The organism is Micromonospora jinlongensis (genome assembly GCF_013410645.1).
Lineage (GTDB): Bacteria > Actinomycetota > Actinomycetes > Mycobacteriales > Micromonosporaceae > Micromonospora > Micromonospora zamorensis.
The window spans coordinates 930,606-951,923 of the sequence record NZ_JACCHK010000001.1; the positions used below are offsets into that span (position 1 = coordinate 930,606).

26 protein-coding genes and 2 pseudogenes are annotated in these 21,318 nt (G+C 71.0%); 19 read left to right on the forward strand and 9 right to left on the reverse strand.

Annotated features, from left to right (window positions below; translation table 11 throughout):
- Positions 1-247: 247 nt before the first annotated feature.
- Together HNR22_RS03750 and HNR22_RS03755 are read right to left on the reverse strand one after the other, a co-directional pair.
- The gene (locus HNR22_RS03750; protein ID WP_179779088.1) at positions 248-769 is read right to left on the reverse strand and encodes a hypothetical protein; all 522 of its coding nucleotides are present in this window, start codon (positions 767-769) and stop codon (positions 248-250) included.
- A gap of 23 nt (positions 770-792) precedes the next feature.
- Positions 793-1,239, reverse strand: a complete 447-nt coding sequence (locus HNR22_RS03755; RefSeq protein ID WP_179779089.1) for a hypothetical protein — start codon at positions 1,237-1,239, stop codon at positions 793-795.
- A gap of 440 nt (positions 1,240-1,679) precedes the next feature.
- Here HNR22_RS03755 and HNR22_RS03760 point away from each other — a divergent pair, with 440 nt between their 5' ends.
- Complete coding sequence (locus HNR22_RS03760; RefSeq protein ID WP_179779090.1) at positions 1,680-2,204, forward strand: NUDIX domain-containing protein; 525 nt, start codon at positions 1,680-1,682, stop codon at positions 2,202-2,204.
- 107 nt (positions 2,205-2,311) lie between these two features.
- On the opposite strand, the gene HNR22_RS03765 is transcribed toward HNR22_RS03760, so the two are convergent.
- Positions 2,312-2,779 (reverse strand): HNH endonuclease, encoded by a 468-nt coding sequence (locus HNR22_RS03765; protein ID WP_179779091.1) that lies wholly within the window; start codon positions 2,777-2,779, stop codon positions 2,312-2,314.
- A 157-nt stretch (positions 2,780-2,936) separates the two neighbouring features.
- On the opposite strand from HNR22_RS03765, the gene HNR22_RS03770 reads away from it, so the two are divergent.
- Entirely contained in the window at positions 2,937-3,419 is a 483-nt protein-coding gene (locus tag HNR22_RS03770) for an NUDIX hydrolase (RefSeq protein WP_218906169.1), read from the forward strand.
- Between the two features lie 7 nt (positions 3,420-3,426).
- Here the strand turns inward: HNR22_RS03770 and HNR22_RS31160 are convergent, their stop codons facing one another.
- Entirely contained in the window at positions 3,427-4,359 is a 933-nt protein-coding gene (locus HNR22_RS31160) for a LysR family transcriptional regulator (protein WP_179779092.1), read from the reverse strand.
- Between the two features lie 128 nt (positions 4,360-4,487).
- Here HNR22_RS31160 and HNR22_RS03780 point away from each other — a divergent pair, with 128 nt between their 5' ends.
- Positions 4,488-5,759 (forward strand): MFS transporter, encoded by a 1,272-nt coding sequence (locus HNR22_RS03780; protein WP_343059666.1) that lies wholly within the window; start codon positions 4,488-4,490, stop codon positions 5,757-5,759.
- Complete coding sequence (locus HNR22_RS03785) at positions 5,759-6,331, forward strand: GNAT family N-acetyltransferase (protein WP_179779093.1); 573 nt, start codon at positions 5,759-5,761, stop codon at positions 6,329-6,331. Before HNR22_RS03780 ends, HNR22_RS03785 begins: the two co-directional genes overlap by 1 nt.
- Before the next feature lie 37 nt (positions 6,332-6,368).
- Here the strand turns inward: HNR22_RS03785 and HNR22_RS03790 are convergent, their stop codons facing one another.
- Positions 6,369-7,115: an SDR family oxidoreductase gene (locus HNR22_RS03790; RefSeq protein ID WP_246380656.1), complete on the reverse strand. Its 747-nt coding sequence runs from the start codon at positions 7,113-7,115 to the stop codon at positions 6,369-6,371.
- A 127-nt stretch (positions 7,116-7,242) separates the two neighbouring features.
- On the opposite strand from HNR22_RS03790, the gene HNR22_RS03795 reads away from it, so the two are divergent.
- A complete protein-coding gene (locus HNR22_RS03795; protein WP_179779094.1) occupies positions 7,243-7,728 on the forward strand; it encodes an RrF2 family transcriptional regulator in 486 nt (161 codons plus the stop codon).
- Between the two features lie 6 nt (positions 7,729-7,734).
- Here HNR22_RS03795 and HNR22_RS03800 read toward each other — a convergent pair whose 3' ends face one another.
- The gene (locus HNR22_RS03800; protein WP_179779095.1) at positions 7,735-9,288 is read right to left on the reverse strand and encodes a glycosyltransferase family 39 protein; all 1,554 of its coding nucleotides are present in this window, start codon (positions 9,286-9,288) and stop codon (positions 7,735-7,737) included.
- A gap of 122 nt (positions 9,289-9,410) precedes the next feature.
- Here HNR22_RS03800 and HNR22_RS03805 point away from each other — a divergent pair, with 122 nt between their 5' ends.
- The 4 genes and pseudogenes from HNR22_RS03805 (at position 9,411) to HNR22_RS03820 (ending at position 12,363) form a co-directional block, all read left to right on the forward strand.
- On the forward strand, positions 9,411-10,442 hold the full coding sequence (locus HNR22_RS03805) for an aldo/keto reductase (RefSeq protein ID WP_179779096.1): 1,032 nt from the start codon (positions 9,411-9,413) through the stop codon (positions 10,440-10,442).
- 80 nt (positions 10,443-10,522) lie between these two features.
- Positions 10,523-10,944: pseudogene (locus HNR22_RS03810) on the forward strand (mycothiol transferase).
- A gap of 22 nt (positions 10,945-10,966) precedes the next feature.
- Complete coding sequence (locus tag HNR22_RS03815) at positions 10,967-11,554, forward strand: GNAT family N-acetyltransferase (RefSeq protein WP_179779097.1); 588 nt, start codon at positions 10,967-10,969, stop codon at positions 11,552-11,554.
- 71 nt (positions 11,555-11,625) lie between these two features.
- Positions 11,626-12,363: a VOC family protein gene (locus HNR22_RS03820; RefSeq protein ID WP_179779098.1), complete on the forward strand. Its 738-nt coding sequence runs from the start codon at positions 11,626-11,628 to the stop codon at positions 12,361-12,363.
- Positions 12,364-12,421: 58 nt separating this feature from the next.
- On the opposite strand, the gene HNR22_RS03825 is transcribed toward HNR22_RS03820, so the two are convergent.
- Positions 12,422-12,559, reverse strand: a complete 138-nt coding sequence (locus tag HNR22_RS03825; RefSeq protein ID WP_179778421.1) for a hypothetical protein — start codon at positions 12,557-12,559, stop codon at positions 12,422-12,424.
- Here HNR22_RS03825 and HNR22_RS03830 point away from each other — a divergent pair.
- A pseudogene (locus HNR22_RS03830) lies at positions 12,550-12,690 on the forward strand (XRE family transcriptional regulator); the annotation flags it as partial. The gene HNR22_RS03825 and the pseudogene HNR22_RS03830 overlap by 10 nt on opposite strands.
- Positions 12,681-12,872 carry a DUF397 domain-containing protein gene (locus HNR22_RS03835; protein ID WP_179779099.1) on the forward strand — a complete coding sequence of 64 codons (192 nt, stop codon included), beginning with the start codon at positions 12,681-12,683 and terminating at the stop codon, positions 12,870-12,872. The pseudogene HNR22_RS03830 and the gene HNR22_RS03835, both read left to right, overlap by 10 nt.
- Before the next feature lie 35 nt (positions 12,873-12,907).
- Here the strand turns inward: HNR22_RS03835 and HNR22_RS03840 are convergent, their stop codons facing one another.
- On the reverse strand, positions 12,908-14,140 hold the full coding sequence (locus tag HNR22_RS03840) for an MFS transporter (RefSeq protein WP_179779100.1): 1,233 nt from the start codon (positions 14,138-14,140) through the stop codon (positions 12,908-12,910).
- 68 nt (positions 14,141-14,208) lie between these two features.
- Between HNR22_RS03840 and HNR22_RS03845 the strand changes: the two genes are divergently transcribed.
- The 4 genes from HNR22_RS03845 to HNR22_RS03860 all read left to right on the forward strand — a co-directional run bounded on the left by HNR22_RS03845 (position 14,209) and on the right by HNR22_RS03860 (position 16,360).
- The gene (locus tag HNR22_RS03845) at positions 14,209-14,712 is read left to right on the forward strand and encodes a MarR family transcriptional regulator (RefSeq protein ID WP_218906170.1); all 504 of its coding nucleotides are present in this window, start codon (positions 14,209-14,211) and stop codon (positions 14,710-14,712) included.
- A gap of 113 nt (positions 14,713-14,825) precedes the next feature.
- On the forward strand, positions 14,826-15,341 hold the full coding sequence (locus HNR22_RS03850) for a DUF2087 domain-containing protein (protein ID WP_179779101.1): 516 nt from the start codon (positions 14,826-14,828) through the stop codon (positions 15,339-15,341).
- 52 nt (positions 15,342-15,393) lie between these two features.
- Complete coding sequence (locus tag HNR22_RS03855; protein ID WP_179779102.1) at positions 15,394-15,870, forward strand: MarR family winged helix-turn-helix transcriptional regulator; 477 nt, start codon at positions 15,394-15,396, stop codon at positions 15,868-15,870.
- A 76-nt stretch (positions 15,871-15,946) separates the two neighbouring features.
- Positions 15,947-16,360, forward strand: a complete 414-nt coding sequence (locus HNR22_RS03860; RefSeq protein ID WP_179779103.1) for a DUF6069 family protein — start codon at positions 15,947-15,949, stop codon at positions 16,358-16,360.
- 33 nt (positions 16,361-16,393) lie between these two features.
- Here HNR22_RS03860 and HNR22_RS03865 read toward each other — a convergent pair whose 3' ends face one another.
- Positions 16,394-17,047, reverse strand: a complete 654-nt coding sequence (locus HNR22_RS03865; RefSeq protein WP_343059667.1) for a TetR/AcrR family transcriptional regulator — start codon at positions 17,045-17,047, stop codon at positions 16,394-16,396.
- A 94-nt stretch (positions 17,048-17,141) separates the two neighbouring features.
- Between HNR22_RS03865 and HNR22_RS03870 the strand changes: the two genes are divergently transcribed.
- The 4 genes from HNR22_RS03870 to HNR22_RS03885 all read left to right on the forward strand — a co-directional run bounded on the left by HNR22_RS03870 (position 17,142) and on the right by HNR22_RS03885 (position 21,289).
- The gene (locus HNR22_RS03870) at positions 17,142-18,260 is read left to right on the forward strand and encodes an FAD-dependent oxidoreductase (RefSeq protein ID WP_179779105.1); all 1,119 of its coding nucleotides are present in this window, start codon (positions 17,142-17,144) and stop codon (positions 18,258-18,260) included.
- Positions 18,261-18,523: 263 nt separating this feature from the next.
- A complete protein-coding gene (locus tag HNR22_RS03875; RefSeq protein WP_179779106.1) occupies positions 18,524-20,236 on the forward strand; it encodes an ABC-F family ATP-binding cassette domain-containing protein in 1,713 nt (570 codons plus the stop codon).
- 30 nt (positions 20,237-20,266) lie between these two features.
- Complete coding sequence (locus tag HNR22_RS03880) at positions 20,267-20,761, forward strand: GNAT family N-acetyltransferase (RefSeq protein ID WP_179779107.1); 495 nt, start codon at positions 20,267-20,269, stop codon at positions 20,759-20,761.
- 102 nt (positions 20,762-20,863) lie between these two features.
- Positions 20,864-21,289: an Hsp20/alpha crystallin family protein gene (locus HNR22_RS03885; RefSeq protein ID WP_179779108.1), complete on the forward strand. Its 426-nt coding sequence runs from the start codon at positions 20,864-20,866 to the stop codon at positions 21,287-21,289.
- Positions 21,290-21,318: the final 29 nt, after the last annotated feature.

Consider the following 21,318-nt stretch of genomic DNA (forward strand, 5'->3'; position numbering starts at 1 on the left):
TCATAATGACAGTTCTTGTGCGTAATGGGACAGGATGGTGTTCCGTCCAGTGAGATGCCCCTGGCTCCGCCTATCTGGCACAAGCTCTGCGTAACTGGCGAAGGCGGTATGACGAGCTGGTGGCTCAGTCCCGCACAACCGGTGGTGCCAGCAGCGTATGAACGGACGGGCTCCGAGTCCTCAGGCCACAGTTGCCGCGTCGCCGTACCCCTGGGGTTGGCTGAAGGTCGCCGGCGGCGACTGCCGGTCAGGTCGCGTCGCCCCGCCGGGAGTTGACCACGGTGAGCAGGCACTGCGCCATGCCGATCGCTTCGAGCAGCGTCAGCACCGGCGCACCGACGTCCAGCACCAGGTCCGCCGACCGCATCGACAAGGCACTGCTCGTGGTCACCAGCGTGGCCACCGGGCGACCCGACCGGTCGGTGATGGCGAAATGCTGGGCATTGCGCTCGCCGTCGGTCGTGAACATCCGGCCGTCCGGCAGAGTCACCGTCCCCCGCCGGCGACCCGCATAGTCGATCAGGTATTCCAGGATGACCTCGGAACGCGGTCCGACCAGCCGGTGATGGTCGTTCGCGAAGCTGGTGGCGGCACCGGTGGCGAGCAGCGTCGTAGCTCCAGCATTAAGAACGTCGAACTGGTGCCGCTTGGACACGAACTTCCGGCGCAGCACCGCCACCGGAGTTCCGTCCCCCAGGGTGACCGCGGCAGTACGCCGGAGCGGGGACAGCAGGGGCAGCAGGAGCCGGCCGGTGAAGATCGAGTGCATGGCGCCATCCTGGTCGATGAGGATCAGCGACCGCACCAGGCCCGGGCCGAAGCGGTGCGGAGCAGCAGCCCGCTGACGAGCAGGGCCAGCACCGCCAGCAGCCCGCCCAGGATCCCCACGACGACAACGGGTTCGACCGGCGGCGTGATCAGCGACCCGAGGCGCGGCCCGAACAGCAGCATCGTCCCGGCACCACCGAGAAAAGCGAGCCCGACGCCCACGGCGAATCGCTGGGCCACCCGCCACGCGGTCGGGCCCCCGCGCCGGAGGCCACGGAGCAGGACACCGACGGCCACCGTGCAGGCACCCAGGGCGAGCCAGTTCCCGGCGCCGCCGACCTCGGCCAAGAGCGCGATGTCAACGGCAAGCACGTACACCCACCAGAACGCGAACAGCAGCACGCTGGCGCTGATGCTGGGCGGTCGCCGCCCGGTGGCCGCCGGGCCGGGGCGCAACGGCTCGCTGATCATCGCCGGATCATACGGACCGGTCACCAGGGAAAGCCTCGTGGCACCACATGCCCGCTACGGGCCCACCCGCTCCTGACCGGCGTCGGAGGCGGTGAGCAGGCGGATGACCTGATCGGCGTAGCGGTCACGGTCCTCCTCGGTGGCGGGCAGCGTCCCCCGCGCGACGTGCGCCCGCTACGCACAACCGAGGTACGCGGTCAGGCGCTTGAGGACTAACGCCTTCGCGACGCTGGCCTCCTTAAGCAAGAAACACCTCATGATCCGAGAGGTCATCCACGGAGACGCATCGCTGTCACAACCCAGCCGACAGAGCCCAGGACAGCCCGTGTCCTGTCCCGGTCCGGGCAGCGGAGTCCCAGTGAGTTGGCGGCGGCGGACCAACTGGGCGCGGCTTGGGGACCAGTTTTCGACCGATGCAGTTGATCTGCGAGCATCCTGCGATGGAGCGCTTGGATAGTCGGATCGTCTACACCAATGCCTGGATGACCGTCCGGGAGGATCGCGTTCGCCGGCCAGACGGCTCGACTGGCATTTACGGGGTGGTGGAGAAGCCGGACTCGGCACTGGTCCTGCCCCGCTGGGCTGAGGGCTTCTGGCTGGTCGAGCAGTTCCGCTACCCAGTTGGTCGGCGAGCCTGGGAGTTCCCTCAGGGCAGTTGGGGACACGGGGTCAGGGGCGGCGCCTCCGCGCTGGCTCGTCAGGAGTTGGCCGAGGAGACCGGATTGCGTGCGGAGACGGTCATCCATCTCGGGCACCTTTACGAGTCGTACGGCTTTTCCACCCAGGGCTTCGACGTCTACCTGGCCTCCGGGTTGACCGAGGGAGAGCCGGACCGAGAGGCGACCGAGCAGGACATGGTGCACCGGTCGTTCACCGACGAGCAGATCCGTGCCATGGTGCTGTCCGGCGAAATCGTCGATGCGCCGTCGCTGGCAGCGCTGACCCTCTACACGATGTTTCGTTGACCCCGCCGCGCGACTCACGGCAGACCGGCCTACGACCCGCCTTCGCTGGGCCAGGACAGACACGATGCCCAGCTCACGTGCTCACTCAGCGGGTTGCCGGGAGGGATTCAGCCCACCTGGCGCCCGTAAGCGGCCCGGGCTGCGGCGACCTCTGCGGCCTGGCGCACCCGCCACCTTCTCTGGGCCTCGCTGTTGCACGCGCGACAAACCTTGCGGTACCGGCCACTCGTGGGATCGATCTCTCGCTCGTGCCCGTTGCGGCAGCGCGGTTGCTGGGTGCGACTGCGGCAGTTCTCGGCGTGGGCCACCTGCTGCAGGTGAGTGGGTTCGATGCAGTCCGGCACTCCACAGAGGTGGTGCACGTCCAACCCGGGGTCGTAGGCGCCGACGAAGACAACGTAGGCCGTGATGTGCGCCCAGGCCCGCCCGGCGACCTTCTGGTAGACGCCCCGCTGGCTCCCGTAACCGCGCACGATCAGGCAGCCGTCGTCTCGGCGGACCGATCGGTCGAGGAGGTACGCGCGCAGGGTCTCCTCCGTGAAGTGTCGGGACAGGCCCTTCAGCTGCGACAGCACGTCACCAGGCTAGGTCAGCGCCTGACGGTCCCCATCCGGTGGGAGCCGCTCCGGCGTTTCCAACTGCTCGCCGAAATCCCAGGAGAATCGTTCTGACAGAACCGTTCAACCCGTTCGAGGGCAGCGCTTCCCCCGAGACTGCGACATCCTGGTCGCTGTGATCACGCAACGGCTCCGGGTCGCCGCGTACGCGGTGTGCCTACGGGATGAGGACCTGCTGCTCGCCCGTTGGGTTTCGCCCGACGGGGCTCGGCGGCACTGGACGTTGCCCGGCGGCGGGGTCGAGCACGCCGAGGATCCGTTCGACGCCGTCGTGCGGGAGGTGACTGAGGAGACGGGGTACGAGGCCCAGGTCGAGCAGCTGCTCGGTGTGAACTCGCGTACGAGGAATGTGGAGCGCACCGACAGGGATGTTGTCGAGCTGCACATGCTGGCCATCTTCTACCGGGCCCGGATCGTTGCCGGTGAGCTTCGATCCGAGACGCGCGGCACGACCGACCTGGCGCAGTGGACACCCATGGCGCAGGTCTCGACCCTGGAGCGCTCCGTCGTCGTCGACATCGGGCTTGAGCTGCACCGCAGCGCGCCGCTGACCGGGCACGTGGAGACGATCCAGACGACCGGCCTCCTGCGGCACTGATCGCCGATCACGACACCCAGGTCGGTAACCAGACCTCTGTGTCGGGGCTCCGCACCCGCCGGGAGTCCAGGTGGTCACGAAGTGTGGCGAGCGCGGGATGCGGGTTGTCGTCGCGCCAGATCAGCGACATCGGATAGATCGGCGCCGGCCCGCGTACCGGTATGCGCCGCAGGTCGTAGCTGTCCGGCCACAGGTACCGGGTGCGTTCGCCGGCGAACGTCGCCAGTTCCGCGGAGTCGGCGATCTCGGCCAACAGTGCCTCGTTGCCGAAGACCGGCCCGACCAGGTCGATGGTGAGGCCGAACGCGGCGGCGAGTTCGTCGTAGTAGTCCGCCCATTCGGTGCCGGGGGCCATACCGGGCATCCAGATGCGGTGCGCGGCGAGCTGCGCGGGCGTGACGGTGCGGGCGTGGGCGAGGGCGTGGCGTGGCCCGACGAGAAGTTCGTGGTGTTCGTCGATCACGCGGGCGGTCCTGATCCCGTCGGGCAGGTGGCGCGCCGGGATGGGTACGGCGTGGAAGGTGGCGTCGACAGCGCCCGCCTCGACGGCGGCCATCGCGGCGTGGACATCGGCGTCGAGGGTGACGACATCCAGCTCGATGCGGGGGTGCGCACGGTGGAAGTCCTGTAACAGCACCGCTGGCGCGATGCGTCGACTGTGCACATCCACGCGCAGGGCGCGCCGGCCGGGGCGTACGGAGGCGTCGGCGCGCGCCTCGACGCGCAGCAGTTCCCGGGCGTGGGGCAGGAAGGTCTGGCCGTCGATCGTGAGCTGAGCGCCGCGAGCGGTGCGGTTGAACAGTCGTACCTGAAGATCCTTTTCCAGGGCGGCGATGCGCTTGGACACGGCCTGCTGGGTGATCGACAGCGGGGTGGCGGCGTCCTGGAACTGGCCGGCGTCGGCGGCGGCGACGAAGGTGCGTACGGCATCGAGGTCCACGCCAGGAACCCTACTTCCACAACATCTGGTTGTGGCTCACCGCTGGTTCGGTTGTTTGATCTGGCCTCTGCGCCCTTGCTTTGATCGCACCGGTCAACGGCGGGTTGTTGGAAGCGGGGGTGTGGGGTGTGGCGGCGAGACGATCCCTGGGTCGGCGGTTCCGGTGGTTGTGGGCGGCGTACGCGGTCAGCGCCTACGGTTCCGGGTTCGGCTTCGGTGCCCTACCGCTGATCGCCGTGCTGGTGTTGGACGCCAGCCCCGCCGAGGTGTCCGCGCTGTCGGCGGTGGGGCCGGCGGTGGGCGCGCTGGTCGCGTTGCCGCTCGGGCCGTGGGTGGAGTTCCGCCGCAAGCGGCCGGTGATGGTCGGAATGGATCTGGCCCGGTTCGTGGTGTTGCTGACGATCCCGATCGCGTACGCGCTCGGCCGGCTCGGTTTCGCGCAGTTGTTGGTCGTCTCGGCCGTCGTCGCCACCGCCAAGATCGCTTTCGGCGCGGCCAGCGGCGCGTACCTCAAGGCCCTCGTCCGGCCGGACGACCTGCTCGTGGCCAACGCGAGGTTCGAGTCGACGACCTGGAGCGCCATCGCACTCGGGCCACCGCTGGGCGGCGCGGCGGTCGGCCTGTTCGGGCCGGTCGCCACCATCGTGGCCGATGCCGTTAGTTACCTGCTCTCCGCGCTGGGGATCACGGCGATCGGCGGGCGGGAGGAACACCCCCGGCGCGGTGGCGGTCGTCGGGTGCGGGCTGGCGAGGTGCTCGACGGCTGGCGACACCTCCTGACCCACAGTGGCCTGCGGGCGCTCTACCTCAACCAGCTGCTCGTCAGCGGGCTGATCATGGCCACCGAGCCACTGCTGGCCGTGCTCCTGCTGGGCGAACTCGGGTTCCCACCCTGGCAGTACGGGCTCGCTTTCGCCGTGCCCTGCGTCGGCGGGCTCGTCGGCTCACGCCTGGCCAGCCGGGTCGTCGCGAGGTACGGCCAACACCGGATCATCCGCACCGTGGGCACGTTGCGCGCGATCTGGCTGGTCGGCCTCGCCGTCGTCCAGCCCGGTGTCGTCGGGCTCGCCACGGTGATCGCCGTCGAACTTGCGATCATCATCAGCATGAGCCTGTACAACCCGGTTCTCGCCACCTACCGCCTGGAGCACACGCCCCGAGACCGCGTGGTCCGCACTCTGACGGCCTGGTCGATCGGCAGCAGCGCCACCATCGCGGTCCTCAGCGCGCTCGGCGGACTGTTCGCCGCCGTCACCAGCCCTCGCACGGCCATCCTGGTCGCGGGACTGCTGATCCTCGCCAGCCCGTTGCTGCTCCCGCGCCGCCCCGGTCCCGGAGCCGCAAGGGGAGCCGACGCCCACGGTGACGGCCGCGCGCAGACGATGCGGGAGTTCGCCTGATGTTCCGGCCGGCCTATCCGATCCGCACCGCGCGGCTCACCCTGCGTCCGTTCACCATCGATGACCTCGATGACGTGTACGCGTACCAGCGTCGACCCGACGTCGTTCGCTGGATGCTCGGTGCCGAGCCGCGTACCCGTGAGCAGTCGCGGGCGTCGGTGCTCGCCATGGCGGGCGAGGACGCGCTGCGCGCGGAGGGCGACTGCCTGGCGTTGGCAGCGGTCGGTGACGCGGGGGTGATCGGGACCGTGGAGTTGGTGTGGCGCAGCCAGCTCGACCGTACGGGTGAGATCGGTTTTGTGTTCAACCCCGACCATGGGGGCCGTGGGTTGGCGACGGAAGCCGCTTCGGCGTTGGTGGACTGGGGTTTCACCGAGTTCGGGCTGCACCGGATCTATGGTCGGTGTCACGGGCGCAACGCCGCCTCCGCCCGTCTGATGGCCCGGCTCGGCATGCGTCGCGAGGCGCGCCACGTCGCGAGCTACCTGTTCGCGGGGGAGTGGGCTGACCAGCTCGTCTTCGCGATCCTGGACCACGAGTGGCAATCCCGTACCCGCACGTCGCCGTGGTGATCGACTGCCACGGCGACGTGCGTGCGGGTCGGTCGTCTCAGCCCTGGCGGCCCAGCCACTCCCGGTAGGCGGTGGGCGCGATGACGGCGCCGTCGGGGGCGACGAGGACGTCGTTGGGGGCGGCGGCGAACATGCCGGCGGTGTCGTCGGTGGTGACGGTGCGCTGGTCACCACGGGCGGCGAGGGTGATGCGCCCCAACTCGTCGAGGGCGAAGACCTCGGGGCCGGCGACGTTGCGGATGCCCTTGAGGGGCGCGCCCATGCTGACGTCGGCGACCGCCTGCGCGACGTCGGCCGCGGCAATGGGCTGTAGCGGAGCACTGGGCAGGCGAACGGTGGTCTCGTCGGCGGTCCAGGAGAGGATCGAGTCGACGAACTCGAAGAACTGGGTGGCGCGGACGATCGAGTACGGAAGGGGACCGGCCTTGAGGATGTCCTCCTGGAGGGTCTTGGCGCGGTAGTAGGCCAGGTCGGGCACCTGGTCCACGCCGACGATGGAGAGCACCACCGCGTGACCGACGCCCGCACGCTCGGCCGCGGCCAGGAGGTTGTCCATGGTCGTCTGGAAGAAGGCGGGGGAGGCGTCGTCGAAGGTCGGCGAGTTGGTCAGGTTGACGACGACCTCGGCGCCGGTGAGCGCCTCGGCCAGGCCCTGCCCGGTGAGGAGGTCCACCCCGGTGGACAGCGAGTGCGGCACCGCCTCATGCCCGGCGGTCTGCAAGATCTTGACGACCTGCGACCCGATGAGGCCGGTCCCACCCAGTACGGCGATCTTCATGCTCATGCACCTTCCTGTGAAATGTGGTCGTCTGTCCGGCTTCCTGGCTCGAGCCAAACTCGGACCTTCCCTGTCCGAGAACAATACTCGGACATTGCGAGTCCGGGTATCCGGGGTTGGCTAGGGTGAGGTCATGAAGATGTCCGGCGGGGTCGAGTGGGCGCTGCACTGCTGCGTGGTCCTCACGACCAGCAGCACCCCCGTCCCGGCGGCCAAACTGGCGGAGCTGCACGATGTCTCCAGCAGCTACCTCGCCAAGCAGCTCCAGTCGCTCGCCCGCGCCGACCTGATCCACTCTGTTCAGGGCAAGTCGGGCGGTTACGTCCTTACCCGCGCGCCGGAGAGCATCACCCTGCTCGACGTGGTGCGGGCCGTCGACGGCCCGGGGCCCAGTTTCGTGTGCACGGAGATCCGCCAGCGCGGCCCGTTCGCGACACCGGCCGACTCCTGCACCACGCCGTGCCCGGTCGCCCGTGCCATGTGGGCAGCCGAGGACGCGTGGCGCCAAGCGCTCGCCGCTGTCACGATCGCTGATCTGGCCCGCGACGTCGACACCGCCTCCGGCCCCGAGGCACTGGCCGGCATCCACACCTGGCTCACCGGCGACCGCACCGGCTGACCACGGTCAGCCGGTGTGGCGTACCTCGGTGTCCCAGATCTGCGCCCACGGACGCCGCAGCCCCCGGCACACGTGGATCGGGCCGCCGTTCTCGTCGTTCTCCACCTCGACCCGCTGGTCCACCCGCCCGGCGAGCGTGCACGTCTCGAACCAGGCGTTCAACGGGTCGGGCCGTTCCCAGCCGACGGCGATGACCACGTCCGCGTCGGCAGGTGGCCGACCGAAGTCGGCCATGCTGTTGTGCCCGGAGTACGCGCGCGGAAGACCACGGGCCGGACCGTAACGGGCCACCGCACCGGCCTCGCCGTAGTTGCCGGTCACAATGACCGCCAGTGAGCGCTCCTCGGGTGACAGGCCACTGTGGACGGCGGCGACCGAGTCCGTGAACGCCGGCCAGCCGATCGTCTCGCCGGCGTCGTAGTTGACGTCGATCACGAACCCGGGCAGCCGCTCGGCCGGCAGCACCGGCAGCAGCAGCACGATGTTGGGCAGGAGGAACGGCACCACACCCAGCACGAGCAGCCCTCGACGCAGCCGGATCGACCCGCGCGACGCCCACGCGACGGTGACCAGCACACCGGCGGCGGTGAGGACCAGCAGCAGCGGCGCGTCGTAGTAACCCTTGCCGCCGGCGATCAGCACGATGCCGACCACCACCAGCCAGGCCCAGCCCACCGCCCGGTACGCCCGCCACTCCGGTCGGCGCAGCAGCGCGACGAGGCCCGCGATCCAGATCGGCACGGCGTACGGGCTGATGATGACGAACTGAAGGGTGAACGCGTCGACCCGACCGCTGTAGGAGCTGTCCCCGTCGGAGATGGAGGCCGCCACGCCGAGCTGCGGAAAGCCGTGTGCCGCCTGCCAGATGAGGTTCGGGGCGGCCAGCAGCACGGCGACCCCGCCGGCGGCGAGCACCCACCGGTCACGCAGCAGCCGACGTGGCCCGGCGATGAGCACCCCGGCGATCAGGCCCACGGCCAGCAACGCCGGCAGAAGCTTGCTGAGCATGCCCACCCCGAGCGCCAGACCGATGCCGAGCGCCCAGCGGCTGTCGCCGGTGCGCAGCAACCGCACCGCACACCACACGGCGGCCAGCCACACCAGCAGGTCGACGGTGGTGGTGCTGAGCAGGTGACCGCTGGCGAGCACGATGCCGGACAGCGCGGCGAGCACCGCCGCGAGGGTCTGTGCGCCACGGCCACCGCCCAGCTCCCGGGCGATGGCGGCGACCAGCAGCACCGCGCCGCCGGCCAGCAGCGCCGACGGCGTCCGCAGCACCACCAGGTTGCCCGGGGCGATCGTGTCGAGCAGTCGAGCGAGCGCCGGGACCAGCGGACCCTGGTCGACGTAGCCCCAGTCGAGGTGTCGGCCGGCGAGCAGGAAGTACAGCTCGTCGCGGTGATAGCCGTACCGGCCGGCGAGCAGCAGCAGCGTCACAGTGGTCGCGGCGGCCACCAGCCACGGGCCGCGCCCTCGCGCGCCACGCTCCGATGGTGCGCCCGGCGGTGACGTCGGAGCCGGTCGCTGAGGCCGGTCAATGTCGATCGCGGGGTCGCTCACCCGCTCATGATGACCCGCAAGGTGGTCGCGCGGGTGCCCGTACCGCGTTCGGCACTGTCCCGCATGCGGGTGGTCGGGACGGGTGCGAAGATCGGCTTCGTCACTCGGACCGAAAGGACGATATGCGCTATCGCACTCTGGGCTCCACCGGCACTGTGGTCTCGACCCTGTGCCTGGGCACCATGACCTTCGGCGCGGAAACCGACGAGGCCGGCAGCTTCGCCCAACTGGACCGGTTCGTCGAGGCCGGTGGCACCTTCATCGACACCGCCGACGTCTACTCCGCCGGAGTCTCGGAGGACATCGTCGGGCGGTGGCTGCGGGCCCGGCCCGACCTGCGCGACCGCCTCGTCATCGCCACCAAGGGGCGTTTCCCGATGGGCCCGGGGGCGAACGACGCCGGCCTGTCCCGGGTGCACCTCACCCGCGCGCTGGACGCCAGCCTGCGTCGACTCGGGGTCGAGTCCGTCGACCTCTACCAGGCGCACGCCTGGGACCCGATGACCCCACTGCCGGAGACGCTACGGTTCTTCGACGACGCGGTGAGCTCCGGCAAGATCCGCTATGCGGGGGTCAGCAACTTCACCGGTTGGCAGTTACAGAAGGCCGCCCTGCTCACCCAGCACCTCAACCTCACCCCGATCGTGACCCTGCAACCGCAGTACAACCTGCTGGCTCGGGAGATCGAGTTCGAGCTGGTGCCGGTCTGCGAGAACGAGGGCATCGGCATCCTGCCGTGGTCGCCGCTGGGTGGCGGCTGGCTGACCGGCAAGTACCAGCGCGACAGCACGCCCACCGGAGCGACCCGCCTCGGCGAGAACCCCCAGCGCGGCGTCGAGGCGTACGCCGGTCGCAACGCCGAGGAGCGCACCTGGCGGGTCCTCGACGCGGTGCGCCAGGTCGCCGGGGAACGCGGCGCATCCATGTCGGCGGTGTCACTGGCCTGGCTGGCGGCCCGACCGGCGGTCACCTCGGTCATCCTCGGCGCGCGCACCACCGAGCAGCTCGACGACAACCTGACCGCCGCCGACCTGGTCCTCGACGCCGAGCAGATGCGGTTGCTGGACGAGGCGAGCGCCCCGCTGGTGGGGGACTACCCGTACGGCGCGGCGGGTGTGCGGCAGCGCGCCCGCGACCTGCCGACCTCATCATGATTCCCTTCCCCGAGCCCACCGCGCCAGCCGGCAGCCGCACCGAGGTCTTCCTGCGCTACCTGGACTACTTCCGCGAGTCCATGGTGGACAAGGTGTCGGCGTTGGCCGAGCCGGAGCTGCGCCGCAGCCGACTGCCGTCGGGGTGGACGCCACTGGAGCTGCTCAAGCACCTGCGCCACGTCGAGCTGCGCTGGATCGAGTGGGGTTTCCAGGGCCGGGACGTCGCCGACCCGTGGGCGACCGCCGCGACGACCGCTGGTACGTCGCCCCGGAGGAAACCCGGGAGGACCTGGTGGCGGCGCTGCGGGCGCAGGGCGCCCACACCAGCGCGGTGGTGACGGCGCACGACCTGGCGGAGATCGGTGCGCCGGGGCCGCGCTGGAACGGCGCAGACCCGGCGTCGCTGGAGCGGGTGCTGTTCCACCTGGTCCAGGAGTACGCCCGCCATCTCGGCCACCTCGACGTGGTCGCCGAACTCGCCGGGGGCCCCACCGGGGAGTGAGGCCCGGCTCGATAATGGGCGGATGCCGTCGCTCGTCACACCCGCCCTGCCCGCCGGGAGCCTCGGCGCCCAGAAACAACCCCACCTACCGGTACGCCCCGGGCTGGCGCTGCGGCCGTGGCGCGACGACGACGCCGGGACCGTTTGGGTCGCCTTCGACTGTCCAGCGATCCAGCGTTGGCACGTCCGCCGTCTCGACAGCGACGACGAGGCGCGGGCGTGGACGGCGCAGTGGGCCGGCCACTGGCACGAGGAGACGTCCGCGAGCTGGGCGATCGTCGACGCGGACGACCGGCCGATCGGTCAGGTGGGGTTGCGGGGCGTACTGCTGGCCGAGGCGTCGGCGCACCTGTCGTACTGGCTGCTGCCGGGGGCGCGCGGTCGGGGGATCGCCACCGAGGCGCTGGGAGCCCTGACCCGGTGGAGCTTCACGGACGCCGGTCTGCACCGGCTGGCCCTGGAGCACTCGACCGCCAACCCGGCGTCGTGCCGGGTGGCCATGCGGGCAGGCTTCCCCGCCGAGGGCGTGGCTCGCGGGTCGGTCCGCCACAGCGACGGCTGGCACGACACACACCTGCACGCACGGCTACGAACCGACGAGTCGATCTGATCAGCGGACGCCAGCCGATGTGGCCCTGGTCGGGTACCACCGCCGACTCGACGGGCCCTACCATCTCCGGCATGGCAACGCGGCTCGTACAGATCAACATGAAGGCCCGCGACGATTCCGCGCTGGGCGGTTTCTGGGCGGCGGTGCTCGGTTGGGAGATCTCCAGCGAGGGCCCCGGCGTGACCAACCTCGAACCCGAGGGCTTCGTCTACCCGGACCCCGTCGCTGTCTGCATCGACCTCGTCGTCTCCCCGGAACCCAAGACGGTGAAGAACCGCGTGCACGTCGACCTCGCCACCACGTCGCTGGCTCACCAGGCGGAGGTGGTGGCGCGCCTGAAGGATCTCGGCGCGACTCCTGCCGACGTGGGCCAGGGCGACGTTCCCTGGACGGTCCTGGCCGACCCGGAGGGCAACGAGTTCTGCGTGCTGGAGCCCCGACCGCTCTACCGCGACGCCGGGCCGATCGCCGCGGTCGTGGTCGACTGCGCGGATCCGCGAGCCATGGCCGACTTCTGGAGCCAGGCCACGGACTGGGTCCTGCACGACGTGACCGACCGCCAGGCGGTGCTGCGCTCCGCCAAGGGTGTCGGCCCATACCTGGAGTTCGTCCGGACACCCGACGTGAAGACCGTGTGGAACCGCGTCCATCTCGACGTCCGCCCCTACCCGGGTGACGACCCGGAGACCGAGGCGGCCCGACTGCGGGCTCTCGGCGCCACCGCCGTCGATCTGGGCCCCGACGACGTTGCGTGGACCGTCCTCGCGGACCCGGAAGGCAACGAGTTCTGCCTGCTCAGCCCCAGCTGACCCGTACCCTCGTGAGCTGCTCCGTCGAAGTCCCGTGTTTGACTCAGCGGGCTTCGGCCTAGCCGACGAAGCGCGCGCTGAGATCGGGCAGCGCGACGCCCGGGTTGAGCGTGGTGAGGTCGGCTTCGGCCACCTCCTGAAGTTTTGCCAGGTGACTCAACAGGCCCGGCCGATCCCCGCCCGTACTCGCCCGCACGGGCGCGGATCCTCGACCAGATGTCGGACCTTGTCAGCCTGGAACGACGGTGGGAGCGTGTTCGCGGAGAGGCACTGCCCCGAGGACGTTCCGTGGACCTTCTCAGAGAAGCGGCGGCATCATGGACCTGACCGGCGCGCGCTGGCGTAAGAGCACGAAGAGCGGCGGCAACGGCGGTGACTGCGTCGAGGTCGCCGACAACATTCCCGGCGTGGTCCTCGTCCGTGACACGAAGGACCGCGGCGGCGCGACGCTGACCTTCAGCCCGCAGTCGTGGCGTAGCTTCGTGACGATGGCACGCGCGGCCCGCTGACCGACCACATCGCCCGAAGGATCCCGGCGCTGGTCTCAGCGAGACGCGACGGTTGCGACCGGTTGCGGTTGCGGGGTCGCTGGCCAGGTGAGTCGGCGTACGCCGGGGACGAGTGCCGTGCCCGCGCAGGAGGCGAGGACCAGCAGACCGGCGACGGCCAGGGGCACGGGCGCGCCGAACGCGTCCGCGGCCAGCGGCGCCAGCGCGTACCCCAGCGGCATGGCGCCGAGCGACACCAACCAGTCGTACGAGGTGACGCGGGCCAGCACCTCCGGTGGGAAGTGGTGCTGCACGACGGTCTCCCAGACCGGGTTGAGGTAACCGAGGGCGGTCAGCGCCACGGCGTAGGCGACGATCACCGCCGGGGCGGGCGCGGCGACGGCGAGCAGGAACAGCGGCGCGGCGTAGCAGGCCAGCCCGAGATTGGCCAGCAGCACCGGTCGGCGTAGCCGGATCCGTCCGGCCAGCAGAGATCCGACGAGCATCCCGATCGCGCCGGCCTGCAACAGCAGCACCCAGGTCGTCTCACCGCCGAGGCGGTCGATGGCGACGGCGGGCCCGAGGGTCATCAGCACGGCGGCGGCACCGTTCCACACGCCGTGCCCGAGCAGGCTGGTCCAGAACCAGTCGCGGGCGCGCACCTCGCCGAAGCCGTGCCGCAGGTCGGCGAGGACGGACCGGCGGGGCACCGGGACGTGGCGGACCCGCAGCAGCGCGAGCAGGAGGGCGCTGAGCGCGAACGACGCGCTGTCGAGGATGAACGCCCAGCCAGGGCCGGCAGCCCAGATCAGCGCGCCGGCCAACGCCGGCCCGGCGAGGCGACTGGTGTTGGCGGTCATGCCCATCAGGGCGTTGGCCCGCTGCCGGTCGGCTGGCTCGACGGTGCCGGCGACCAGTGGAGACGCGGTCGGAATGGCGAACGCCGACGCGGTTCCGCCGAGCGCGGACGCCACGACGACTGTGGTCAGCGACGGGGCGCTACCGAGCAGCTCCACGCCGACGGCGAGCTGGGTCGCGCAGCGCACCAGGTCGGCCGCCATGGCGACCCGGCGGGCGTCGAACCGGTCGGCCACGACACCGCCCAGTGGCAGCAGGAGCAGTCGGGGGACCATCGCCGCGGCGAGGACCACGGCGAGCGCGGCGGTGGAGCCGGTGGCCCGCAGCACGGCCAGGGCCAGAGCGGCGGGCACCACCGCCTCGCCGAGAGCCGAGACGGTACGGCCCAGGAACAGCAACCGGAAGGAGGGGATGCGCAGGGGGTGAGCCATGACCAGAATATACTTCGACGCCGAACCTTTCAGCAATGAATATTTCGACGCTGAGGTAAGCTGGTGCGGTGACCACCACTCCGGATGACGTCGACCGGCACATCGAGCGTTGGCTTCCCGTGGTGCCTGACCTCGACGCGGACGTCGAGGGTGCGGTGACCAGGATGATCAAGTTGATCCGGCACCTGCGGACGGTCAAGGAACGCGTTCTGGCCGACCTCGACCTGCCCGCCCACGAGTACGACACCCTGCACGCCCTGGCCGGCCGACGCGGCCGGGCGGCCCCCTCGGATCTCGCCGTGGATCTCGCGGTGGCCCCCGCTTCGATCACGGCCCGGGTGGACACCCTGCTCCGGCGGGGCTTCGTGCGCCGGATTCCGTCGACAGTCGACCGCCGGCGGGTGGACGTGGAGCTGACCGACGCCGGTCAGGCTGCCTGGCGTGGGGCGATGGAGATCCAGGGCGCCGAGGAGCACCGACTGCTCGGCGCGCTCACAGCGACCGAACGGCGGCAACTCTCCGACCTGTTGCGCCGGGTGATGCTCGTCGCCGAGCAGCCGAGGGCCGACTGAGCAGGCCGTCGGGCGAATGCCGACTGAGCAGGCCCGGTCGAGCGGAGGCCGACTGCGCAGGCTCGGAAAAATCGCGTGGCGCCTCGCGTACGGCTGATGCGAGGGTGACCGGCGTGACTGCGCATGCTCTGGCCGGAACCCTGGCCGACGACGGACGGCGACGGATCTTCGCGGCGATCGTGCTGGGTGCCACCAGCGCGACGGAGGTCGCCGAACGGACCGGCCTGCCGGCGCGGGTGGTGCTCACCGGGGTCCGCCGGCTCACCGACGCCGGTCTCGTCACCGGCGCGGACGGCGCGCTCGCGGCCGACGAGGCGTCGCTGCGGGCGGCCGCCCGCGACAGTCGCCCGGCCGACGACGCGGAGCCCGACGCCGACCCGGTGTTGCGAACCTTCCTGCGCGCGGGTGTCCTGGTGGGTCTGCCGGCGCAGCGCAGCCGACGGAGGGTCCTGCTGGCGCATATCGCCGAGCGGTCGTTCGAACCGGGCACCCGCTATCCGGAGCGCGCCGTCGACGACGCGCTCAAGGCGTGGTGCGCGGCGGGCGGGTCGGATCACGCAACGCTACGTCGGTACCTGATCGACGAGCGGTTGCTCACCCGCGAGCACGGCATCTACCAGCGGCTCTGATTGTCCGCTTGGCGAACCGTCTCGTCGCGGAGCATCTTGCTAGCCTCGGCGCATGACCTCCTGCACGCCCGCTGACGGCCCCCCGGATCTGTTGTTCCTGCTCTCCTGGGCGAGTCACGCGCTGCAGACCGAACACGCCGCGGGGTTGGCCGAGCTGGGCATCTCGCCGCGGGCGCACTACGTGCTGGCGCAGGCCCGCACCGGAGACCTGACCCAGCGGGAGATCGGCGAGCGGTGCGGCGTGGACAAGACCACGATGGTCGTCACGCTCGACCAGTTGGAACGGGCCGGGCTGGCCGAGCGTCGCCCCGTGCCGACGGATCGGCGCGCCCGGCTGGTCGCGGTGACCCCGGCGGGGGAGGAGGTCCTGCTGCGGGCGCGGCAGGTGGTCGAGCGCATCCAGGAGGGCCTGCTCGCGACCCTGCCCGAGCAGGATCGCGAGGTGTTCCTGCGTGCCCTGGTGACCCTGGTGACCGGTCCGTTGGCCACCACCTCCCCGTACGCCCCCGGTAGTCGCTCGGGCTGTTAGTTCCGAGAAAGATAGTTCCGAACAAGACTATCTGCTACGGTCGTACTCGTTCGTTTCCCCGGAACGAGGAGCCGTCATGAGTGCTGCCGCCGTCACGACCCCCACCACCTCGACCCTGCGCCGCCGCGCCCTCGCTGTCGGCATCGCCGTCGTGGCCTGCCTGGCCATCTGGTCGATCGGCGCGCTGGCCGGGGTCGACTACGCCGTCGAGAGTCCGGGTCAGCCCGCCACGGTCATCGGTGCGGGCGCGATCTTCGTGGTCGCCCTAGGGGCCGCCCTGCTCGGCTGGGCGTCGCTGGCTCTGCTGGAGCGGTTCGCCCCGCGGGTCGCCCGCCCGGTCTGGATCTCGCTGGCCGTCGCGGTGACCCTGCTGTCCCTCGTCCCCCTGATCGGCGTCGAGGCCACCGGCGGCGCCAAGCTGACCCTCGGCGCGACACACGTGGCCGTGGCGGTCGCGCTGATCGCCCTGCTGCCCCGCCCTCGCCGGTAATCGGCGCGGGCACGGCCGCCCACCTCGTGTCGCTTACGCGGGCGGCCGGGTGAGTTTGGCGGCCACGGCGTCGAGGACCCAGTCCAGGCCGGTCGCGAAGGATGTCTCAGCTTCCACGTCCGCGCCGTCGTGCACGGCCTTGGTCAGCGCCGGGAAGCGGCCTGTGGCCAACATCTTCGTCAGGTGCGGACCGGAGGCGCGCTGCCATTCGCGTTTGGACAGGCCTGTGACGCGCTCGGCCCGCAGGTTCGCGATCTCGCGCCGGATCGCGCCGGTGAGGTAGGAGCTGACGGTTTCCACGGCGCGCAGAGCGGTGTCGATGTCGGCGAGGCCGTCGAGGGCAGCCAGCTTGGCCTCGGTCACGGCCATGCCGTTCGGGCCTAGGGTCGGACGGCCGCCGAGCAGGTCGGCCAGCCAAACGTGGCGCAGAGCGGCCTGCCTGGTGCGGTGGGCGAGGATGCGCAGCGCCTCTCGCCAGTCACCGGGCTGCTCGGCGGGGAGAATCTCGGCGTGAACCTCGTCCACCATGAGGTCGAACAGCTCCTGCTTGGTGGAGATGTATCCGTACAGCCGCATCGGGCCGGCGTTCAGCCGGGCGGCGACCTTGCGCAACGACACCGCCTCCAGCCCGCCCTCGTCGGCCAGCGCGATGGCGGCGGCGACGATCCGCGCGCGGTCGAGCGGCACGGGAGGATTCGACGGCTCGGGCCGGTCCCACACAGTCAATGGTCACCACCGTTCTGTTGCTGTGCATCGTACGAGTGGAATACAGTGTATCGCTATGAGACACCGTATCGCGGTGGTCGGGGGTGGCCCTGCGGGCCTCACCTTCGCCCGTGTCCTGCACCGCCACGGCCACCCCGTCGCCGTCCTCGAACGCGATCCCGCCCCGGACGCCCGACCCCCGGGCGGCACGCTGGACCTGCACGAAGGACTGGGTCAGCTGGCACTGGACAAGGCGGGGCTGCTGGCAGAGTTCCAGGCGCTGTCTCGCCCGGAGGGGCAGGCCATGCGCATCCTGGACACTGCTGGGACCGTTCTGCGGGACTGGCAACCCTCTCCGGATGAGCAGGCCAACCCGGAGATCGATCGCGGGCAACTCCGCGATCTGCTGCTCGGCTCTCTCGACGTGCAGTGGGGTCGAGAGGTCGTGCAGGTGGTGCCGGGGACCGAGGAGGGCGTACTGGTTCGTTACGCGGACGGGGGTCAGGAGACGTTCGACCTCGTGGTGGGCGCGGACGGTGCCTGGTCCCGGGTCCGCCCGGCAGTCTCGCCGGTGACGCCGCAGTACACCGGCGTCAGCTCGGTCGAGACCTCCCTCGACGACGTCGACACCCGCCACCCTGACCTCGCCCAGTTGATCGGCGACGGTTCGGTGGCCGTGTACGGCGTGAACCGCTCTCTCGTCGCCCAGCGCAACAGCGGCGGTCACGTCAAGGTGTACACCAAGTTTCGCGCGCCGCTGGACTGGCACGCGGAGCTGGACCTGGCCGACGTCGAGGCCGCGCGATCGGGCGTTCTGGCTCTGTTCGACGGCTGGGCCCCTCCCGTCCTCGACCTGCTCGGCCACGGCACCGCCTTCGTCCACCGCCCCTTCTACGTCCTGCCCGTATCCCACACCTGGGCCCACGTCCGCGGGGTGACGCTACTGGGCGACGCCGCCCACCTGATGCCACCGTTGGGGGCGGGCGCGAACCTCGCGATGCTCGACGGTGCCGAGCTCGCGGAGTCCATCGCCGCCGACCCGGAAGATCTTGACGAGGCCGTCCGCGCCTTCGAGGAACGGATGTGGGCACGGGCCAGCAGGTGGGCGACGATCACGACGGCCGGTCTGGAACGCCTCGTGAGCCCGGACCCGGCCGAAGCCCTCGCCCTCTTCGACCAGGTCCAGCCATCCTGACCGCCGAGAGCACCAGCACCAACAGCTCGCCACGACGCGGAACGCAGCCTCACCTGGGAGCACGGGGTGGGCGAAATCCCCGCGAGGCGGTGCGTCGACGCTGCTAGCATCGCCGTCATGGCACGAGGTATCTGGTCGCAGAAGGTTCGCTTCGCCCGCTGACGGCGGCGCCCTTCTCCCTACTGAATTCGCGCTCGCCGTCCCGGTTCCCGCCGGGCGGCCGTTGACTGCTGCCCGGCTCCATCGCGAGCTGCGGAGCACCGTTGAACCTCACCCCGAACCCCGAAACCATGTCCCTGCCCGTCGAGGCCGGGGGCAGTGCGCACGTACGCGCCGTCGGCGTCACAGTGACCCGTGGGTCCCGCCGCGTCCTGACCGACCTCTCTCTCACCGTCTCCGCCCGATCGCGGGTGGCAGTCGTCGGCGAGAACGGTCGCGGCAAGACAACTCTGCTGCACGTCCTCGCCGGGCTGATCACTCCGGACGACGGCGCTGTCCAGCGGTCCGGCACGATCGGCCTGGCCCGCCAGGAACTGTCCGCGCGGGGCGGCGAGACCGTCGGCACCCTGACGTCCGAAGCGCTGGCCGCGTCGCTCGGCGCCCTCGCCGTGCTCGACGAGGCGGCCCGCGCCCTCGCCGAGGGCGATGGGAGTGCCGAGGACCGCTACGCCGCCGCGCTCGACGCCGCCACCCGGCTCGACGCGTGGGACGCCGAACGCCGGGTCGACATCGCACTCGAGGCCCTCGGCGCCTGCACGGACCGCGACCGTCCCCTCGCGACGCTGTCGGTCGGGCAGCGCTACCGGGTACGGCTGGCGTGCCTGCTGGGCGTACGGCACGACGTGCTGCTCCTCGACGAACCGACCAACCACCTCGACGCCGACGGTCTGGACTTCCTGACCCGCCGGCTGCGCGAGCACGGCGGCGGCCTCGCGATCGTCAGCCACGACCGGGCGTTGCTACGCGACGTCGCCGACCGGTTCCTCGACCTCGACCCGACCCGTGACGGGAAGCCGCGCCTCTACGCCGGCGGTTACGACGCCTGGCAGGACGCGCGGTCCCGCGAGCGGGAGCACTGGGAGCAGGACCACGAGCAGCAGCAGGCCGAGCACCGACGACTGAGGGACGCGGTGTCGAGGGCCCGCGACCGGCTCTCCACCGGCTGGCGGCCGGACAAGGGGACCGGCAAGCACCAGCGTCAGTCCCGTGCACCAGGCGTCGTGCAGGCCCTGAACCGGCAGCAGGAGGCGCTTCAGGCGTACCGGATCGACGTGCCGACACCGCCACCGACGATGCGGTTGCCGGAGTTGGGCGCACGGCCGGGCGCGCCGCAGGTACGCGCCCGGGGCGTCGCCGTCGACGGGCGGCTCGCCGGACCGGTCGACCTCACCATCGACGGCAGCGACCGGCTGCTCGTCACCGGCCCGAACGGTGCCGGGAAGTCCACACTGCTCGCGGTGCTGGCCGGTGCGCTCGAACCCACCGCCGGGCATGCCTGGACGGCGAAGGAGGCCCGCGTCGCCTGGGTCACCCAGGAGACCGTCGGCCAGGACCCCGGCTGCCCCGCCGACGAGGTGTACGCCCGGCAGGTGGGGCGGCTGGTGGCCCGTGGTGTGCTCACCGACCACGACGCCGTGCCGCTCGGATCGCTGGGGCTGCTGGACTCCGCCGCGATGCGCACGCGCGTCGGGCGGATGTCGCAGGGGCAGCAACGCCGCCTCGACCTGGCGCTGGCGCTGGCCGGTCGGCCCACGCTGATCCTGCTCGACGAGCCGACGAACCACCTGTCGTCGACCCTGGCCGACGAGCTGACCGCGGCGATCCGTGACACGGGTGCCGCCGTCGTCGTCGCCACGCACGATCGGCAACTGCTGCGGGACCTGGCCGACTGGCCACGTCTGCGCGTCGGCGAGTCTCCGACGCCGGGTACGCGAACCGGCGCGACCGGCCGGGAGCAGGAGCACCGACCGGGATAATGCCGTTGACCGGGCGGTGATGATCGACCGGTGACCATCACCGCCCGACCAACCTGGACGACCAGCGTCACCCGACCCGACCAGCCCGACGCGGCGCTGCTGCTGCGCGAGTACATGACCGAGATGGTGGTGCGCTACCACCGCCGCCCGGCCCTGCCCGGCGAGGTCGACGAGGCGCTCGCGGAGATGCCCAGTGACGACCTGACCCACCCGAGCGGGTTGCTGGTGCTCGCCCACCACGGCACCGACCTGGCCGGGTGCGCCGGGCTGCGCTGGCACTCGGGGTGGGCCGAGCTGAAACGGGTGTTCGTCCGACCCGCGCATCGTGGCGCCGGTGGGGGTGCCGCGTTGCTGACCGCCGTCGAGCAGCACGCACGGGCGGCCGGAGCGGAGGCGATCCGGCTCGACACCCGCGCCGACCTGGTCGAGGCCCGCGCCCTGTACGCCCGGCACGGCTACGTCGAGATCCCGGCGTACTCGCACGGCCCCTACGCGGAGCACTGGTTCGAGAAACGGCTGGGCTGAGCGGTTGACGCTCGCCGACGGATGCGCTAAATAAGAAGAGGAAGTTGAGTCACCCCGGCTCAACTCATCACCTTCGGCCAGGAGAACCGAGGAGGCATGACCATGTTGATGCGTACCGACCCGTTCCGCGAGATCGACCGGCTCGCCGAGCAGTTCTTCGGTACGGCAGCCCGTCCCGCGATGATGCACCTCGACGCCTACCGCGACGGCGACCACTTCTACGCGGCGTTCGACCTGCCCGGCGTCGACCCCGACTCCATCGACTGCACCGTCGAGCGCAACGTGCTCACCGTCCGGGCCGAACGTCGCCGACCCTCCGGCGACGGCGTCGAGCTGGTGGCAGCCGAACGTCCGATGGGCACGTTCACCCGGCAGCTGTTCCTCGGCGACACCCTGGACACCGACAAGCTGGAAGCCGGCTACGAGCACGGGGTGCTGACGCTGCGCATCCCCGTCGCCGAGCGTGCCAAGCCGCGCCGGGTGACCATCACCGCCAACGGCGACGGACGTCGGCAGATCAACGCCTGATCACGGTGTCGGGTGGGATCGGCGCGCCT

Excerpts from the sequence above, each read along its gene's own strand:
- HNR22_RS03750 (WP_179779088.1), bottom strand. The coding sequence starts at position 769 with ATGCACTCGATCTTCACCGGCCGGCTCCTGCTGCCCCTGCTGTCCCCG.
- HNR22_RS03755 (WP_179779089.1), bottom strand. The coding sequence starts at position 1,239 with ATGATCAGCGAGCCGTTGCGCCCCGGCCCGGCGGCCACCGGGCGGCGA.
- HNR22_RS03760 (WP_179779090.1), top strand. The coding sequence starts at position 1,680 with ATGGAGCGCTTGGATAGTCGGATCGTCTACACCAATGCCTGGATGACC.
- HNR22_RS03785 (WP_179779093.1), top strand. The coding sequence starts at position 5,759 with ATGTTCCGGCCGGCCTATCCGATCCGCACCGCGCGGCTCACCCTGCGT.
- HNR22_RS03790 (WP_246380656.1), bottom strand. The coding sequence starts at position 7,115 with ATGAGCATGAAGATCGCCGTACTGGGTGGGACCGGCCTCATCGGGTCG.
- HNR22_RS03795 (WP_179779094.1), top strand. The coding sequence starts at position 7,243 with ATGAAGATGTCCGGCGGGGTCGAGTGGGCGCTGCACTGCTGCGTGGTC.
- HNR22_RS03805 (WP_179779096.1), top strand. The coding sequence starts at position 9,411 with ATGCGCTATCGCACTCTGGGCTCCACCGGCACTGTGGTCTCGACCCTG.
- HNR22_RS03815 (WP_179779097.1), top strand. The coding sequence starts at position 10,967 with ATGCCGTCGCTCGTCACACCCGCCCTGCCCGCCGGGAGCCTCGGCGCC.
- HNR22_RS03820 (WP_179779098.1), top strand. The coding sequence starts at position 11,626 with ATGGCAACGCGGCTCGTACAGATCAACATGAAGGCCCGCGACGATTCC.
- HNR22_RS03835 (WP_179779099.1), top strand. The coding sequence starts at position 12,681 with ATGGACCTGACCGGCGCGCGCTGGCGTAAGAGCACGAAGAGCGGCGGC.
- HNR22_RS03840 (WP_179779100.1), bottom strand. The coding sequence starts at position 14,140 with ATGGCTCACCCCCTGCGCATCCCCTCCTTCCGGTTGCTGTTCCTGGGC.
- HNR22_RS03855 (WP_179779102.1), top strand. The coding sequence starts at position 15,394 with ATGACCTCCTGCACGCCCGCTGACGGCCCCCCGGATCTGTTGTTCCTG.
- HNR22_RS03860 (WP_179779103.1), top strand. The coding sequence starts at position 15,947 with ATGAGTGCTGCCGCCGTCACGACCCCCACCACCTCGACCCTGCGCCGC.
- HNR22_RS03870 (WP_179779105.1), top strand. The coding sequence starts at position 17,142 with ATGAGACACCGTATCGCGGTGGTCGGGGGTGGCCCTGCGGGCCTCACC.
- HNR22_RS03885 (WP_179779108.1), top strand. The coding sequence starts at position 20,864 with ATGTTGATGCGTACCGACCCGTTCCGCGAGATCGACCGGCTCGCCGAG.